The following is a 15,759-nucleotide window of genomic DNA, read 5'->3' as shown; positions in this document are numbered from 1 at the left end:
GTCCGAGACCATCGGGCCGCCCATTTTCATTGCGTGAGGCCGAACATGTACGAGGACCACGCCCATTTCCCCGCAGTCGATCCGGTTCGCGCAGGCTTGAAGGGCGTCTGCCCGCGCTGTGGCGAGGGGCGTCTGTTCGATGGCTTCCTGAGCCTGAAGCCCGAATGCCAGGCGTGCGGGCTCGATTATGGATTTGCCGATGCCGGCGACGGGCCAGCGGTTTTCGTCATCATGATCATCGGCTTCCTGGTCGTGGGGATGGCCCTTTGGGCGGAACTGACCTTTCAGCCGCCGCTGTGGGTGCACCTGCTGCTCTGGGCGCCGGTGACGCTGGTTCTCTGCCTGGCGCTTCTGCGGGCACTCAAGGGCGTATTGATCACGCTGCAATACAAGCACAATGCACGCGAGGGAGCCATCGATGACGGCAAACGCTGATACGCCAATCGTCGTGCGCGAGCGGCGCAGGCCGGGGCCGATCTTCCTCGTGGTGATCCTCGCCGCCTTCGGCGCGTTGATCGCGCTCGGAACGTGGCAGGTGGAGCGCCTGCAATGGAAGGAAGCCCTGCTGGCAACGATCGAGCAGCGCATCGTCGCCGAGCCGATGGCGCTCCCCGAAGCGGAAGCGCTTTTCGCGGCCGAGCAGGACGTGGAGTACGTGCCGATCCGCCTGAGCGGGACGTTCGACCACGCCTCCGAGCAGCATTTTCTCGCCACGCACCAGGGCCAGTCCGGCTGGTATGTCTACACACCCCTCACGCTGGAAGACGGCCGCTCGATCATCGTCAACCGCGGCTTCGTGCCTTACGACATGAAGAACATCGCAGACCGTCCCTGGCAGGAGCCGACGGGGATCGTCGGTTTTGACGCTTTGGCCCGCAATCCGCTGTTCGAAAAGCCTGGCTTCGTCGTGCCAGACAACGCGCCGGCCGATAATCTCTGGTACTGGAAGGATTTCGAGGCCATGCGCGAAGCGATGGGCCTTCAAACGGAGAGCCTCGTGCCGTTCTTCGCAGATATCCGCACCTATGATGCGCCTGTAAACAGCTATCCCATCCCCGGCGTGACCCAGGTCGCTCTGCCAAACAACCATCTGCAATACGCCGTCACCTGGTATGGCCTTGCTGCAGCCCTTGCAGGTGTGGTCGGTTTCATGTTTCTACGCAGGCCGCAGGACAGCGACCGAGAGGCATGATGACAGAGGTGACGAACGAGGCGAGGGTGCCGTTGACGATCCGGCTGTGCGGCCCGAGAGGGTTCTGCGCAGGCGTCGATCGGGCAATCCAGATCGTCGTTCTTGCGCTGAAGAAATACGGCGCGCCGGTCTATGTCCGCCATGAGATCGTCCACAACCGCTATGTGGTGGAGGGCCTTGAGGCCAAGGGCGCGGTCTTCGTGGAAGAACTTCACGAGATTCCCGAGGAGCATCGTGGGCAGCCGGTGATCTTCTCGGCCCACGGCGTGCCGAAATCGGTGCCGGCCGATGCGCAAGCGCGCAATCTCTTCTATCTCGATGCGACCTGTCCGCTGGTCTCCAAGGTCCACAAGCAGGCCATGCGCCATGAGCGGCAGGGTCGGCATGTGCTCCTGATCGGCCATGCTGGCCACCCGGAGGTGATCGGCACCATGGGGCAGTTGCCGGAAGATGCCGTGTCCCTCATCGAAACGGTCGAGGATGCCCGCGCCTATGAAGCGGCAGACCCTGACAATCTCGGTTTCGTCACCCAGACGACGCTTTCGGTGGACGATACGGCCGGCGTCATCGCGGCGCTGACGGAGCGTTTCCCCAATCTCAAGGCGCCCGCGGCCGAATCGATCTGCTACGCAACGACCAACCGGCAGGATGCGGTGAAGGCGGCAGCACCCGGAACCGATCTTTTCCTCGTGGTGGGTGCACCCAACTCGTCGAATTCCAAGCGTCTGGTCGAAGTGGCCGTGCGAGCGGGCGCCCAGCACGCGCTGCTGGTCCAGCGGGCGGACGAGATCGATTGGGATCATCTCGGCCCCTTGAAGACCGTCGCCCTGTCGGCCGGCGCCTCCGCGCCGGAAACGATCGTCAGCGAAATCATCGAAGCCTTCAGGCAGCGGTTCGATGTCACCGTCGAACTGGCCGAAACCGTGCAGGAAGACGAGACTTTCCTCGTCAATCGCGAATTGCGCGACACGGAATTGACGGTGGCCGACATGGCCTTCGTCAATGGCGAAGCTCTCGCCATCGGAGCACGCTGACTTGGCCGTCTACACCGATATCACCGAGGATGAACTTGCTGTCTTCCTGGCCGACTACGACGTCGGCACACTGCTGAGCTACAAGGGCATTGCCGAGGGGGTCGAGAATTCGAACTTCCTGCTTCACACCACGGCCGGCTCCTTCATTCTGACGCTTTATGAAAAGCGGGTCGACAGGCGCGATCTGCCGTTCTTCCTCGGCCTGATGGAGCACCTTGCCGGGCAGGGGCTCAATTGCCCGCTGCCGATCCGCAAGCGCGATGATGGTGTGTTGAGCGAACTCGCCGGCCGTCCGGCCGCGATGATCTCTTTCCTGGAGGGCATGTGGCTGAGGCGGCCGCGCGCCGAGCATTGCCGCGAGGTGGGGGCAGCACTTGCGCGCATGCATGTGGCGGGCGATGGCTTCGAACTCGGTCGGGCCAATGCGCTTTCGGTCTCGGGCTGGCGCCCGCTGTGGGACATGTCGCGGGACAGGGCGGAAACGGTCGAGCCGGGGCTGGTGGCCGAGATCGAGAGGGAACTGGACAGCCTGGAGGCCTCCTGGCCCTCCAATCTTCCGAGCGGCGTCATCCACGCCGATCTCTTTCCAGACAACGTGTTCTTCCTCGGAGACGAAGTTTCCGGGCTGATCGACTTCTATTTCGCCTGCAACGACCTGCTCGCCTATGACGTCTCGATCTGCCTAAACGCCTGGTGCTTTGAAAAAGATGGGTCCTTCAACATGACGAAGGGCATGGCGCTTCTGGATGGCTATGATTCCGTGCGCAAGCTGACGGATGCGGAGCGCGTCGCGTTGCCGCTTCTGGCACGAGGCTCGGCGCTCCGATTCTTCCTGACGCGTCTCTATGACTGGCTGACGACGCCGGAAGGCGCACTTGTCGTGAAGAAAGACCCCAAGGAATATCTGAGGCGCTTGCGCTTCCACAGACAGATCAAGGACGCGGCCGAATACGGGCTTCGCGAGACAGCATGAAGACAGTTGAGATTTACACCGACGGCGCCTGCTCGGGAAACCCGGGGCCGGGCGGCTGGGGCGCGATCCTGCGTTTCAACGACATCGAAAAAGAACTGTCGGGCGGCGAGGCCGAGACGACGAACAATCGCATGGAGCTGATGGCGGCGATCGCGTCGCTTGAGGCCTTGAAGACGCCCTGTACGGTCGATCTCTATACTGACAGCGTTTATGTGCGCGACGGCCTGACCAAGTGGATCCATGGCTGGAAAAAGAATGGTTGGAAAACCGCCGACAAGAAACCGGTCAAGAATGCCGAGCTGTGGCAGGCGCTGGATTCGGCGCGCAATCGCCACGAGGTTCGCCTGCACTGGGTAAAGGGCCATGCCGGCCACCCGGAGAATGAGCGGGCCGACGAGCTGGCACGCCTCGCCATGGCGCCGTTCAAGGCGGCAAGGCGTGCCGGCTGATTGAGGATCAGAGCTGCTCGAGAATGGCGGCGGCACCCGACTTGGTGGCCTGCCCCGGCGCGTCTTCGACGTTCAACGCTTTGACGACGCCATCTTCGACGACCATCGAATAGCGCTTGGAGCGCATGCCGAGTGTGCCGGCGGAGAGATCGGTCTCCATGCCGATGGCCTTCGTGAACGAGGCGTCCCAATCGGACAGGAAGCGGATCTTGCCTTCGCCGCCGGAGGACTTGCTCCAGGCCGACATCACGAAAGCATCGTTGACGGCAACGACGGCGATGTCGTCGACGCCCTTGCCGAGGATGGTGTCGCGGTGTTCGATATAGCCGGGCAGATGGTTCATGTCGCAGGTCGGCGTGAAGGCGCCGGGAACGGCGAACAGGACGACTTTCTTGCCAGCGAAGACGTCAGCGGTGGAGACCTCTTCCATCCCGTCAGACGTCTTCTCCTTGAATTTTGCTTCCGGCAGCTTGTCACCGACTGATACGGTCAAGGCAATTCTCCTGTGTGGCTTGATGAGTGAGCCGAATGGCGCGGATCGCACGCTAGAGAATTTAGGCCTGGCATGGAAGAAGGCGCAGCGCTTCGGATGTCGTTTCCCGCTGCGCATGGGGTCGGCCGGAAGCCTGACTTATTCGGCGTGCAGGACTTGCTGGATGCTGTGCGTGTGAGTTTTAAGCACGAAGGTCAGCGGCGCTGCATCCGCTCCATCGCCGATCGGCTGACGTTTGACCTTCACCGCGAAGCGGCTTGTCTGGCCCTGCGTCGCCATCTTTCTTGGCGTGCCGAGCCGCCACCCCGGTGGCGTGGCGATGAAGAGCTCGGCTGCCGCGGCCGCTTCGGCCGAGGGGAGGTGGACATCGACCAGGAGCCGATTGGGGTCGCCGGGCTCGAGCGCGACGGCGTCGATGCGCATTTCGGAGGTCTGATCGCCCGGCAAGGATGAAAACGCCTCATCGACCAGCGCAATTTCGATGGGAGAAGCATCTTGCGACAGAGCCACATCCAGTTGCGCATCGACGGGGATGCAGACGCTCTTGCACACGCCGATCAGGATATCCGCAGCGAGGTTCGCGGTATCGTCGGTAGTCCCCTGATGAAGGCGAAACGGCAGGCGCACGGAGGATGTGTAGCCGGCCCAGACGGCATATCCGTCGTCGACCCGTTCTGGCGCGGGAAAGAGAAGCTCGACGGCCGACAGATTGGTGCTTCCCGAGATGTTCATCTGGGGCGGGAGGCCGCTGTCGCCCGGGTCGCTCCAGTAGGTCTTCCAGCCGGGCATCAGCTCGATATCAAGCATGCCCCGCACGACACCATCGGCATCGGGTGTGCTCGTGACGATCCGCAGGCGGCCGCCTTCATGCTCGACCCAATCCGACGATGCGGCGAAGGCCGGCCCATGAGCCAGCGCTGCAACCAGAGCGAAAGCAGCGAGCCCACACCCAAAGAGGGCGTGCGGTCCTGTTTTTTGTGTGTCGGCAGCGTTTTGCGTCATGTCATCTGGCTTAGCTGCTCGGTTTCACCGCAGCAACTCACAGCTTGAAGCGCGATGATCATAAACGAGTGACATCGCGCCTGTCTGGCAGTCGTGAAATATTGATACGTTGAATCGCGCCGAAATTGCTTTCCATTTCGCCGTGGCTTGTTACCCTCTGCGCATGGTCATCGGCGCGCTCAAGCATGACAGCAAGGAACGCAGCTACCTCGACGGGCAGCTGCTGATTGCCATGCCGCATATGCTGGATACCAATTTCGATCGTACGGTGGTCTATCTCTGCGCCCATTCCAGCGACGGCGCCATGGGTTTCGTCCTCAACCGCCCGCAGCCGATCACCTTCTCGGATCTTCTGGTTCAGCTGAACGTGATCAAGAGCAACGAGGCGATCCGGCTGCCGCGCCGAGCGCAATCGATCTCGGTGCAGGCGGGTGGTCCGGTGGAAACCGGGCGCGGTTTCGTTCTGCACAGCGACGATTATATCGGCGATTCCACCATGCCCGTTTCGGACGAGATGTGCATGACCGCGACGGTCGATATCCTGCGCGCCATTTCGCAAGGCCGTGGCCCGCATCGCGCCATGATGATGCTCGGCTACGCCGGCTGGGGCCCAGGGCAGCTGGAAGCGGAGATCACCGAGAATGGCTGGCTGACTTGCCCGGCCACCGATGATGTCGTCTTCGACCGGGCGATCAGCGACAAATACGAGCGTGTGCTGGCATCCATGGGCATCGATCCCGCAATGCTGTCGCGCGAGAGCGGCCACGCCTGAGGGACTGATCAGCTCGCCTTGGACAGCGGAAAACGCTCGCGGAGCAATTGCTTGATGGCAGGCGCACGCATAGCCGGGCCGAACAGGAAGCTCTGGCCGAAATCGCAGCCCATTTCGAACAGCTCGCCCGCATCCTCGTCGTGCTCGATACCTTCGGCGACGACCTTCATGTCCAGGTCCTTGGCCATGGTGATGATCGAGCGCAGCAGGACAGCGCGCTTGTCGCTGGTGTCACGCACGAGCGACTGATCGATCTTCAGCGTGTCGAAGGGGAAGCGCGTGAGATAGGCGAGCGAGGAATGCCCGGTGCCGAAATCGTCGAGCGCCAAGCCGATGCCGATCTCTCCCATGCGGGCAAGCACAAGTGCCGCCTGCTCAGGATTCTCCATCACGACGGACTCGGTGAGTTCCAGCTTCAAATGATGCGGCTTGCAGCCGGTCTTGGTCAGCGCCGCGCGAACATCGTTGCAAAGATCGTTGCGCAGAAGCTGCGCGCTGGAGATGTTGACCGACACCGAAACCGGCACTTCTCCGACATCGCCCTGCCAGTCCTTCAAGTCCGACGCAGCCTGCTCGATGGCGAAGAGGCCGAGCGCGAAGATGAGGTCGGAGCTTTCGGCGATCGGAATGAATTCCGCAGGCGGGATGGCGCCACGTCGGGGATGCTCCCAGCGCATGAGCGCTTCGAAACCGACGATCTCGCCGTCTTCCAGTCGCACGATCGGCTGATAGGCAAGCCCCATTTCCTTGCGCTCCAGCGCCCGGCGGAGATCCGATTCCAGATGCAGCTTGTCCGTGCCGACCGTCTTGAAGGCCGGGCGGAAGGGCTCGATCCGGTTCCCGCCCTGACGCTTGGCGTGGTACATCCCGAGTTCGGCATCCTTCATGAGGTCGTAAGCGGACGTGCTGTCGTCGACGAACGAGACGAGGCCGATCGAGGCCGTCAGAATGATCTCGCGCTTGGCGAAGACGATCGGCACCATGATTGCCTTGTTGATCGCCTCGGCGAGCGCCGCGACTTTCGCCGGTGCCTGCTCGGACAGCAGGATGAGCCCGAACTGATCGCCGGTGATGCGGGCAAGCGTGTCCTGCGGCTTCAAAAGGCGCTTGAGACGGCGGGTGATCGTCAGAAGGATCGTGTCGCCGGCCGACATGCCCAGATTGTCGTTGACCTGCTTGAACCGGTCGATGTCGATCATGAAAACCGTTGGCCGCATGGCTTCCTGCGAGGCCGACATGCGGGTGAGGGCGTCCAGCCGGTCAAGAAACAGTTCGCGGTTCGGCAAACCGGTCAGATTGTCGTGCACCGCATCGTGGAGCAGGCGCTCCTCGGAGCTCTTCTGCTCGGTCACGTCGATCATGGTACCGACGCAGCGGATGACTTCGCCGTTGGAGCCGACGACCGGGCGCGCCCGCAGCGACATCCAGTGATAATGCGCGTCTTCGGCCCGCAGGCGGAACTGATGGTTGAGCCGGCCCTTGCGGTGCTCGATCATCACGTCGAGCGCACTGCGGAAACGGTCACGATCGTCCGGGTGGATCTGCGGCAGCCAGTTGCGGGCAGCGCCGTTCAGGGAACCATCCGGCAGGCCGAGCTGCCCTGAAATATCGGGAATGGTGACGACACGGTCTCGGGCAACGTCCCAATCCCAGACGGTATCGCCGGCGCCGCTGAGGGCGAGCGACTGCCGTTCCAGATCGCTGAAGAGGCCCTGCTGCAGGACACCGCCGGCAAAGGCGTGCTGCATGACCGTAAAGCCGATCAGGAGCACGATGAGCACCAGGCCGCCGCCAAGCGCAGGCTGGATGATGTCGTTGTCGAGCTGGCCCGTCACCGTCATCCAGGCGCCGAAGAGCCAGACGAGGATCAGCACCCAGGTGGGCACCAGCATGATCGCCCGGTCGTAGCGGTTGAATCCGAGATAGGCGATGAGCAGCAGGCCGACGACGCCGGTGGTGGCGAAGGAAATGCGCGCGAGGCCGGCCGCGATGGCCGGATCGTAGATCGCGACGCCGAATATCAGGCCGAGCGCGATGATCCAGGCGAGCGTCGCGTAGCTGAGATTGGTGTGCCAGCGATTGAGATTGAGATAGGTGAACAGGAAGATCACGAGCCCGGTAGCCAGGAACACTTCCGTGCCCGCGCGCCAGATGCGTTCATCGGCCGGCGTGACGCTGATCAGCTTGGACAGGAAACCGAAATCGACGCAGATATAGGCCAGCACCGCCCAAGCAAGCGCAGCCGTCGCCGGCAGCATCGACGTGCCCTTCACGACGAACAGAATGGTGAGAAACACCGCGAGAAGGCCCGCAATGCCGAGCACGATGCCCTGATAGAGCGTGAATGCGTTGACCGTGTCCTTGTAGGCATCCGGCTCCCACAAATAGATCTGCGGCAGCTCGGGCGACGACAATTCGGCAACGAAGGTGACGATCGATCCCGGATTGAGGGTGATCTGGAACACGTCGGCATCAGGGCTTGCCTGGCGATCGAGCGCGAAGCCTTCGCTCGGCGTGACCGAAATGATGCGCTGCGAGCCGAGATCGGGCCAGATCATGCGCGAGCCGACGAGCCGGAAATGCGGCGCGACGATCAATCGATCCAGCTGCTCGTCGGAGACGTTCGCAAGCGAAAAGACGGCCCAATCGCCGGAGTGCTGTGGCGACGAAGCGCGCACTTCGATGCGGCGCACGATGCCGTCGGTGCCGGGGGCCGTCGACACCTGAAACGCCTCGCCGCGATGGGCATAGATGTCGGTGACGGCGGTCAGATCCAGCGCGGTTTCGTCTCGGGATATGGCGACGGGATCGGCCGCTCGGGCCAGCCCCGGCAGCAAGGCTGCCAACAGGCCTGCGAGCATGAGGACTATCGAAATCAGGGCGATAGCGGGCCGGCGGTTGCTGTCCGTCCTAATCATCGAGCCTCGATCTTTATCACAGTCGAACCGATATCCGCGGAGTGCGGATCGGTTTCGAAGCGGCCGGCAGCCGCATCGTTCGTCAGACGTGCGTAGAGCAGGTGGTCGCGCCATACGCCGTCGATCTTGAGGTAGCCCCGCATGTAGCCTTCCCGGCGAAATCCGGCCTTTTCAAGGAGCCTGATGCTTCGCTCGTTGTCGGGGATACAGGCTGCCTCGATGCGGTGCAACTTCAGCTGCATAAAGATATGGGGAATGAGCGCCTGAAGCGCCCGCGACATGTGCCCCTGGCCGGCATAGCGCTCGCCCATCCAGTAGCCGACCATGCAGCTTTGGGCAGCTCCGCGGCGGATGTAGCCGATGGTCAAGCCGCCCATCAGTTCGTCGTTCGACTTGCGGAAGAGGAACATCGGGATCGCGTGTCCCTCGGCGAAATCGCGCTCGTATCGACCGATGCGGCCGAGAAACGAAACGCGCGACAGTTCGTCGGGTGCCCAACTCGGCTCCCAGGGCTGAAGGAAAGCGCGGCTTTCCATCCGTAGCGCGCGCCATGCGGCAAAGTCCGAGCGGGCAGGAAAGCGCATGTAGCTGTCGGGCGTCTCGACCGGAAGCGGATCGCTGCGTCGAGACAGGAAACCGAACACGACCGGGCCTTAGCCGGACGCGGTCAGGCGCTGGCGGCGCGCGCGGATGCGGCGCCTCCACGACCCGTCGAGAGGCTGTTTCGGATTTCCTCGAAGGACGGCAGGCTTTCCAGCGGTCCGATCGCGGAAATGGTCGGCACGGTGTCGAAGAACAGCCGTCCGGCAAGGTCCGTCAGGCGCGCCGGGGTCAAATTGGCGAGCCGATCCATCAACTCCTCGTTGGGGATGGGGCGCCCGTAAAGCAGCATCTGACGCGCGATCTGGCTTGCACGGGCGGCGGGACTTTCCTGCGCCATCAGCAATTGCGCGCGTGTCTGCGCCCGCGCACGGTCGATCTCCTGCACATCGACGCTTTCGGTGACGTTGCGCAGTTCCTCGATCAGAACCGGCACCAGTTCCGGCAGGTCATCGCCGCCGGTTGCCGCATGAATTCCGAAGACGCCGCTGTCGGAAAAGCCCCAATGGAAGGCATAGACCGAATAGCAGAGGCCACGCTCCTCACGCACCTTCTGGAAGAGCCGCGACGACATTCCGCCGCCAAGCACGTTGGCGAGGAGCTGCGAGCAGTAGAAGTCGCGCACGTGATAGGCGCGCCCCTCGAAACCGAGCAGGAATTGCGCATCCATGAGATTGCGGGATTCGCGATAATCGCCGCCGATATACTTCGCCGGCGTGACGAAGCTGTTGTCGGTGCCGCCCGTAGGGATCGAGGCGAAACGCTGTTCGACCTGGCGCACGAAACTGTCATGATCGATCGCACCCGCGGCGACGATGATCATCCGTTCGCTCGTGTAATGGCGGTCGAGATAATGGCGCAGATCCTGCGGCGTGAACAATTTCACCGTCTCGGGTGTGCCGAGAATGGCGCGGCCGAGCGGCTGGTCGCGGAAAGCGACTTCGGAGAACCGGTCGAACACGACATCGTCTGGCGTATCGTTGGCAGCGCCGATTTCCTGAAGGATCACGTGCTGTTCGCGCTCGAGTTCTTCTTCCTCGAAGCTCGATTCGGTGAGGATGTCGGCGAGAATATCGACGGCCAGCGGCACGTCGTTCTTCAGGATACGCGCGTAATAGGCGGTCGTCTCGACGGAGGTCGAGGCGTTGACTTCGCCGCCGACATTTTCGATCTGCTCGGCGATCTGGCGGGCGGTGCGACGCGCCGTGCCTTTGAAGGCCATGTGTTCGAGCAGATGGGCGATGCCGTGCTGATTTTCAGTCTCGTTGCGAGAACCGGCCTTGATCCAGACGCCGAGCGCGACGCTCTCCAGATGAGGCATCATCTCGGTCACGACTGTCAGGCCGCTTGCAAGCCGGGTACATTGTACGCTCATGAACTCTCAGTCTTTCTGCGCCCGGCCATCGGCGGCACGGGCGTTGGCGAGGATATAGGCCTCGACCGCGGAAAGGTCGCCCGGCAGCGTATCGAAGCGCTCCTCCCTGTCCATGAGATCAGAGAGCCACGCCGGCAAGGCCGGGTCAATACCACACGCAGATTTTACGGCGTCTGGGAATTTGGCCGGGTGTGCGGTGGCAAGCGTGACCATCGGTGCCTGCGCCACCGATTCGCGCGCTGCGACATGCATGCCGGTCGCAGTGTGCGGATCGATCACCATGCCGGTTGTCTTGAACACGGAGCCGATCGCGGCCGCGACCTCGTCCATGGAGGCGCGTCCGGCGCCGAAGCCCGCGCGAATTTCCGCGAGCGCATCAGCTTCGATGTCGAAGGCGCGAGACTGTTTCAGCCGCGCCATTGCCTGCCGGACCCGCTCCGCATCCCGGCCCAGTGTTTCGAACAGAAGCCGTTCGAAATTGGACGAGATCTGGATGTCCATGGACGGCGAGGTGGTGGCGACGACCGACTGCATCTCGTAGCGGCCGGTCTGGAAGGCGCGGGCGAGAATGTCGTTCTCGTTGGTTGCGACCACTAGCCTCTCGACAGGAAGACCCATGCGCTTGGCTGCGTAACCGGCGAAGATATCACCGAAATTGCCGGTCGGGACCGTGAAGGAGACAGCACGATCGGGTGCGCCAAGCGATACGGCCGAGGAAAAGTAATAGACGATCTGGGCCATGATCCGTGCCCAGTTAATCGAATTGATGCCCGACAGCCTGACCCGGTCGCGGAACGGCGCGTCGGCGAACATCGCTTTCACGAGGTCCTGGCAGTCGTCGAAATTGCCCTCGATTGCCAGTGTGCGGACATTGGCCGCCGTGGTCGTCGTCATCTGGCGCTGCTGCACCGGTGAGACGCGGCCCATAGGAAACAGGATGAACATGTCGGTGCGGTCGCGGCCGGCAAAGGCCTCGACAGCCGCCGCACCTGTATCGCCCGACGTTGCGCCGACGATCGTGGCGCGCTGGTCGCGCTCGATCAACACATGATCCATGAGGCGCGCGATCAACTGCATCGCCACGTCCTTGAACGCCAGCGTCGGGCCGTGGAAAAGCTCCATCAAGAACCGGTCCGCACCGGTCTGAACGAGCGGCACGATCGCTTCGTGGCGGAACGTCGCATAGGCCTCGTCGATCATCCGACGCAGGTCTTCGGATGAAATGTCATTGCCGACCAACGGATGCATCACGGTGAAGGCGATGTCCTGATAGGTCTTGCCACGCATGGCCTTGATGTCGGCTACGGAGAATTGCGGCCATTCGCGCGGTACGTAGAGGCCGCCATCGCCGGCAAGGCCGGCAAGCAGTGCATCGCTGAAGCCAAGAGCCGGAGCGTTGCCCCGCGTCGAAACATAGTCCACGAAAAAGATTCCCATGTCTGCGAAGGAAGTGGCCGCCGTAGACGGTCGCGGCGACCTATAGACCATCGCCATGGTTCAAGGAAAGGCCGATGGCTACCGTCGCCAAGCGGCGCGGATGGGCTGGGATATGGTTAGCAAGCCGTTTGATGCGGAGCGCGCCTCGTGTATATCGTCCACCAACCGGTCAGAACGGAGGCTCTTGTCTGTGTCAGTTCTCAATCTTCGTCGTGGTGCTGCGCTGATGTCGCTGGTCGTGCTTGCGGCATGTTCGCCCTCGGGTGGGGGAAGCGGTCCGTTGGCCACGGCAGTGCGCGGCGGGCCGGATACGGCTGCGGCAACGACGCCGGTGGTTCAGGGCACTTGCCCCACCGTCGGTCTGCGCGACGGCACTGCGTTCTATCGCACCTATGCCGGCAACGACCAGAGCGACCCGGCGCAGGTGCGCTACCAGGTCTCGCTTGCCGAAACGACACGGCAGTGCACGCTGAGCGGCAGCGAGATCGTCATGAACGTTACCGCTGCCGGCCGTATCGTCGTTGGTCCGGCGGGTGCGCCCGGCACGGTCCAGATGCCGATCCGCGTGGCAGCGGTGCGCGGTGAAGAGGTTCTCTATTCCCAGCTCACCAATTTCTCGGCCACGGTCGACCAGGGTAGCGGGCAGTTTTTGTTCTCGGACACCAATGTCCGTATTCCCGCCGCCAATGCGCGTGGCGTCCGCGTTTTCGTGGGATTTGACGAAGGCCCGTACGACACGCCGTAAGCGCAACGAGCCGACCGTCGGGACTCAGATGAGTTCCGACCAGCCGGCAAGTGCCTTCACGGTTGCCGGCAAATCCGCCATCCGAGACACGACCGTCTGGGCACCGGCGTCCATCAGCCGCCCGGCAAGCGCCGGATAGGCGTGCGAGGCGCCGGTAAAGCCGATGACCCGCATGCCGGCGGCTTGCGCCGCCGTAACGCCGTGGACGGAGTCCTCGATCACGATGACGCGGGCAGGGTCCGCCTTCATCTGCTCGGCGCCGTGCAGGAAAATGTCGGGCTTCGGCTTGGTGCGGTTTTCGCCGAGTGACTTGGCCGAATAGATGTTCGGCGCAAAACTGTCCCAAAGCTGCGTGCGCTTCAGCATGATCTCGAGCCGCTTCGTCGAAGAGTTCGAGCAGATGCACCGGGGCGCATCGAGCTGGCGCAGTGCCGTTGCCACGCCCTCGATCGCTTTCACGCTCTTGGCCAGCTTTTCGTCGAGAAGCTTTTCGGACTTTTCAAGCAGTGTCGCCTGAAGCGGTATCGACGCTTCGCGCTCGACCGTCAGCAGAATGTCTTTCCAGGTCAGGCCCGCGAAGCGCTCGGCCATTTCGCCAGCCTCGACAGGATAGCCTGCCTCGGTCAGGATACGCGCCTCGACTTCCGCTGCGATGATCTCGGAATCGACGAGCACGCCGTCGCAATCGAATATGATGAGGTCCAGTCCGTCCATGGCGCGCAGGCTTTCTCACTCGACAATCTTTGGAATTTGCGGCCCGCATATCATGCGCCGTGGCCTTCGAACACCCTCAGCGCCCGCATGACTCGTGATCGATCGGCGCATAAATCGATCGGGCTTCAGGCTTTCGTAACCATATTCGTCAACCATGAGGACAAGTTGTTCCGAGTAATGCGTAACCGGGTATCCCATGGCCTCCGTGACTGCCTCCGCCGCCCGCGCCAGGGCGACAAGTGCCAAGCCGTCGAGCACGACGGGTTTTCCGATCAACACGATTCTGAAAGGCGACTGTGTCGCTGCGCTCGAGAAGCTGCCGTCGCAGTCCGTCGATCTGATCTTCGCCGATCCGCCCTACAACCTGCAGCTTGGCGGTGACTTGCATCGCCCGGACCAGTCGAAGGTCGACGCGGTGGATGATCACTGGGACCAGTTCGCGTCCTTCGAGGCCTATGATGCATTTACCCGCGCCTGGTTGCTCGCCTGCCGCCGGGTGCTGAAGCCGACCGGCTCGATCTGGGTCATCGGCTCCTATCACAACATCTTCCGTGTCGGCGCGACGCTGCAGGACTTGAATTTCTGGATTCTGAACGACGTCGTCTGGCGCAAGACCAATCCAATGCCGAATTTCCGCGGGCGCCGTTTCCAGAATGCCCACGAGACTCTGATCTGGGCGAGCCGCGATCCAGAAGCGAAGAGCTACACGTTCAACTACGATGCGATGAAGGCGGCCAATGACGATGTGCAGATGCGCTCGGACTGGCTGTTTCCCATCTGCTCGGGCGGCGAGCGGATCAAGGATGAGGACGGTCGCAAGGCACACCCGACCCAGAAGCCGGAAGCACTGCTCGCCCGCATCATGATGGCGTCATCCCGCCCGGGAGATCTCGTGCTTGATCCCTTCTTCGGGTCTGGGACGACCGGTGCCGTCGCCAAGCGGCTGGGTCGCAATTATGTCGGAATCGAACGCGAACAGTCCTATATCGACGTTGCCGAGCGGCGCATTGCAGCCGTCGAACCGCTCGGAAAAGCCGAATTGACGATCGTTTCCAGCAAGCGCGCCGAGCCGCGCGTGGCGTTCAGCGCACTGGTGGAATCCGGATTGATCCTGCCGGGCACGGTGCTGACGGACCAGCGCGGCAAGTTCAGCGCCATCGTGCGCGCCGACGGAACAGTGACGAGCGGCGGCGAAGCGGGCTCGATCCACCGGATCGGCGCGAAGGTCCAGGGTTTCGAGGCCTGCAATGGCTGGACCTTCTGGCACGTGCGCCGTGAAGGACGCCTCGACCCGATCGATGCGCTGCGCCGCATCGTGCGCGATCAGATGGCGATCGCCGGCTGATCGAAAGACTTCATAGGCAGCGTCGAGATAGACGCCGCCCCCAAGAACCCCTCGACGGTGTGAGTACCTCCAGTCACGTCGAGAGGCCGAAACGCTCAAGGTCCGCCTTGAGCGTTTTGGCGTTCTGGAAGTGCACGGCCTGCCAGCCGGCGTCGATCGCGCCTTGAACATTGGCCAGCGTGTCGTCGATGAAGAGCGATGCCGCCGGATCGAGGCCGAAAGTCTCGGCGTGGATGTCGTAGATCGCCCGATCCGGTTTGATGACTTTGATCTCGCCCGAAACCGTGACCCCGCGCGGCCTGTTGAGGAAATCGAAGCGCTTTCTGGCCTCAGCGAAGGTATCGGCGGCAAAATTCGTCAGCATCGTCACGTCATGCCCGGCATCGATCAGGCCCAGCATGATGTCGACGCTACCCTCATAGGCGTGCGGCACCATCTCGTGCCAGTGCTGCCGAAAGGCGCGGATGTGTTCGGCGTGGTCCGGGTGCGTGGCGATCAGAAGCGTCTCGGCTTCCTCCCACGTGCGGCCGCGATCCTGCTCGAGGTTCCATTCATGCGTGCAGATTTCGGCAAAGAAGCGCTGCCGCTCCGCCTCATCGGGGATCAGGCGCTTGTAGGGCAGGTCGGGATCATAATGGATCAGCACCTTGCCGATGTCGAACACGATGTGGCGGATGGCATTGGTCATGAACAAGTCCGAATAGTGAGAG

General features: G+C 62.6%; 16 protein-coding genes. 8 read left to right on the top strand and 8 right to left on the bottom strand.

Annotation, left to right across the window (positions count from 1 at the left end; translation table 11 throughout):
• Positions 1-45: 45 nt before the first annotated feature.
• Genes D5400_RS17185 through rnhA form a run of 5 tightly spaced genes read left to right on the top strand, consistent with a single transcriptional unit; the run spans position 46 to position 3,648 of the window.
• Positions 46-435 carry a DUF983 domain-containing protein gene (locus D5400_RS17185; RefSeq protein WP_126011128.1) on the top strand — a complete coding sequence of 130 codons (390 nt, stop codon included), beginning with the start codon at positions 46-48 and terminating at the stop codon, positions 433-435.
• A complete protein-coding gene (locus tag D5400_RS17180) occupies positions 419-1,192 on the top strand; it encodes an SURF1 family protein (protein WP_245451336.1) in 774 nt (257 codons plus the stop codon). Before D5400_RS17185 ends, D5400_RS17180 begins: the two co-directional genes overlap by 17 nt.
• Positions 1,192-2,226 (top strand): 4-hydroxy-3-methylbut-2-enyl diphosphate reductase, encoded by a 1,035-nt coding sequence (gene ispH, locus D5400_RS17175; protein WP_126013489.1) that lies wholly within the window; start codon positions 1,192-1,194, stop codon positions 2,224-2,226. Before D5400_RS17180 ends, ispH begins: the two co-directional genes overlap by 1 nt.
• Before the next feature lies 1 nt (position 2,227).
• Positions 2,228-3,199 carry a homoserine kinase gene (locus D5400_RS17170; protein WP_126011126.1) on the top strand — a complete coding sequence of 324 codons (972 nt, stop codon included), beginning with the start codon at positions 2,228-2,230 and terminating at the stop codon, positions 3,197-3,199.
• Complete coding sequence (gene rnhA, locus D5400_RS17165; RefSeq protein ID WP_126011125.1) at positions 3,196-3,648, top strand: ribonuclease HI; 453 nt, start codon at positions 3,196-3,198, stop codon at positions 3,646-3,648. The genes D5400_RS17170 and rnhA overlap by 4 nt, the downstream gene beginning before the upstream one ends.
• A gap of 7 nt (positions 3,649-3,655) precedes the next feature.
• Here the strand turns inward: rnhA and D5400_RS17160 are convergent, their stop codons facing one another.
• Together D5400_RS17160 and D5400_RS17155 are read right to left on the bottom strand one after the other, a co-directional pair.
• Entirely contained in the window at positions 3,656-4,141 is a 486-nt protein-coding gene (locus D5400_RS17160) for a peroxiredoxin (protein ID WP_126011124.1), read from the bottom strand.
• Between the two features lie 138 nt (positions 4,142-4,279).
• A complete protein-coding gene (locus D5400_RS17155; protein WP_126011123.1) occupies positions 4,280-5,143 on the bottom strand; it encodes a protein-disulfide reductase DsbD domain-containing protein in 864 nt (287 codons plus the stop codon).
• Positions 5,144-5,306: 163 nt separating this feature from the next.
• Between D5400_RS17155 and D5400_RS17150 the strand changes: the two genes are divergently transcribed.
• A complete protein-coding gene (locus tag D5400_RS17150; RefSeq protein WP_126013486.1) occupies positions 5,307-5,915 on the top strand; it encodes a YqgE/AlgH family protein in 609 nt (202 codons plus the stop codon).
• Positions 5,916-5,923: 8 nt separating this feature from the next.
• Here the strand turns inward: D5400_RS17150 and D5400_RS17145 are convergent, their stop codons facing one another.
• The 4 genes from D5400_RS17145 to thrC all read right to left on the bottom strand — a co-directional run bounded on the left by D5400_RS17145 (position 5,924) and on the right by thrC (position 12,230).
• Positions 5,924-8,776 carry an EAL domain-containing protein gene (locus D5400_RS17145; protein WP_245451335.1) on the bottom strand — a complete coding sequence of 951 codons (2,853 nt, stop codon included), beginning with the start codon at positions 8,774-8,776 and terminating at the stop codon, positions 5,924-5,926.
• Between the two features lie 53 nt (positions 8,777-8,829).
• Positions 8,830-9,417, bottom strand: a complete 588-nt coding sequence (locus D5400_RS17140; RefSeq protein ID WP_126013483.1) for a GNAT family N-acetyltransferase — start codon at positions 9,415-9,417, stop codon at positions 8,830-8,832.
• An 83-nt stretch (positions 9,418-9,500) separates the two neighbouring features.
• The gene (locus tag D5400_RS17135) at positions 9,501-10,808 is read right to left on the bottom strand and encodes a M16 family metallopeptidase (protein WP_126011121.1); all 1,308 of its coding nucleotides are present in this window, start codon (positions 10,806-10,808) and stop codon (positions 9,501-9,503) included.
• A 6-nt stretch (positions 10,809-10,814) separates the two neighbouring features.
• On the bottom strand, positions 10,815-12,230 hold the full coding sequence (thrC, locus tag D5400_RS17130; protein ID WP_126011120.1) for a threonine synthase: 1,416 nt from the start codon (positions 12,228-12,230) through the stop codon (positions 10,815-10,817).
• 205 nt (positions 12,231-12,435) lie between these two features.
• Between thrC and D5400_RS17125 the strand changes: the two genes are divergently transcribed.
• The gene (locus D5400_RS17125; protein ID WP_425364935.1) at positions 12,436-12,990 is read left to right on the top strand and encodes a hypothetical protein; all 555 of its coding nucleotides are present in this window, start codon (positions 12,436-12,438) and stop codon (positions 12,988-12,990) included.
• Positions 12,991-13,014: 24 nt separating this feature from the next.
• Here D5400_RS17125 and D5400_RS17120 read toward each other — a convergent pair whose 3' ends face one another.
• Positions 13,015-13,704: an HAD family hydrolase gene (locus D5400_RS17120; protein WP_126011118.1), complete on the bottom strand. Its 690-nt coding sequence runs from the start codon at positions 13,702-13,704 to the stop codon at positions 13,015-13,017.
• 196 nt (positions 13,705-13,900) lie between these two features.
• On the opposite strand from D5400_RS17120, the gene D5400_RS17115 reads away from it, so the two are divergent.
• On the top strand, positions 13,901-15,049 hold the full coding sequence (locus tag D5400_RS17115) for a site-specific DNA-methyltransferase (protein ID WP_126011117.1): 1,149 nt from the start codon (positions 13,901-13,903) through the stop codon (positions 15,047-15,049).
• Between the two features lie 73 nt (positions 15,050-15,122).
• Here D5400_RS17115 and D5400_RS17110 read toward each other — a convergent pair whose 3' ends face one another.
• On the bottom strand, positions 15,123-15,737 hold the full coding sequence (locus D5400_RS17110) for an HAD family hydrolase (RefSeq protein ID WP_126011116.1): 615 nt from the start codon (positions 15,735-15,737) through the stop codon (positions 15,123-15,125).
• Positions 15,738-15,759: the final 22 nt, after the last annotated feature.

Source organism: Georhizobium profundi (genome assembly GCF_003952725.1).
Taxonomy (GTDB): domain Bacteria; phylum Pseudomonadota; class Alphaproteobacteria; order Rhizobiales; family Rhizobiaceae; genus Georhizobium; species Georhizobium profundi.
Note: the sequence above shows the minus strand (reverse complement) of the source record. Positions and strands in the feature narration are given on the sequence as shown.

Bases quoted from the DNA above. Each gene is read 5' to 3' on its own strand.
- rnhA (WP_126011125.1), top strand. From the start codon at position 3,196: ATGAAGACAGTTGAGATTTACACCGACGGCGCCTGCTCGGGAAACCCG.
- D5400_RS17115 (WP_126011117.1), top strand. From the start codon at position 13,901: ATGGCCTCCGTGACTGCCTCCGCCGCCCGCGCCAGGGCGACAAGTGCC.
- D5400_RS17140 (WP_126013483.1), bottom strand. From the start codon at position 9,417: ATGCGCTTTCCTGCCCGCTCGGACTTTGCCGCATGGCGCGCGCTACGG.
- D5400_RS17120 (WP_126011118.1), bottom strand. From the start codon at position 13,704: ATGGACGGACTGGACCTCATCATATTCGATTGCGACGGCGTGCTCGTC.
- D5400_RS17110 (WP_126011116.1), bottom strand. From the start codon at position 15,737: ATGACCAATGCCATCCGCCACATCGTGTTCGACATCGGCAAGGTGCTG.
- D5400_RS17135 (WP_126011121.1), bottom strand. From the start codon at position 10,808: ATGAGCGTACAATGTACCCGGCTTGCAAGCGGCCTGACAGTCGTGACC.
- D5400_RS17150 (WP_126013486.1), top strand. From the start codon at position 5,307: ATGGTCATCGGCGCGCTCAAGCATGACAGCAAGGAACGCAGCTACCTC.
- ispH (WP_126013489.1), top strand. From the start codon at position 1,192: ATGACAGAGGTGACGAACGAGGCGAGGGTGCCGTTGACGATCCGGCTG.
- D5400_RS17185 (WP_126011128.1), top strand. From the start codon at position 46: ATGTACGAGGACCACGCCCATTTCCCCGCAGTCGATCCGGTTCGCGCA.
- D5400_RS17180 (WP_245451336.1), top strand. From the start codon at position 419: ATGACGGCAAACGCTGATACGCCAATCGTCGTGCGCGAGCGGCGCAGG.
- D5400_RS17145 (WP_245451335.1), bottom strand. From the start codon at position 8,776: ATGCTCGCAGGCCTGTTGGCAGCCTTGCTGCCGGGGCTGGCCCGAGCG.
- D5400_RS17155 (WP_126011123.1), bottom strand. From the start codon at position 5,143: ATGACGCAAAACGCTGCCGACACACAAAAAACAGGACCGCACGCCCTC.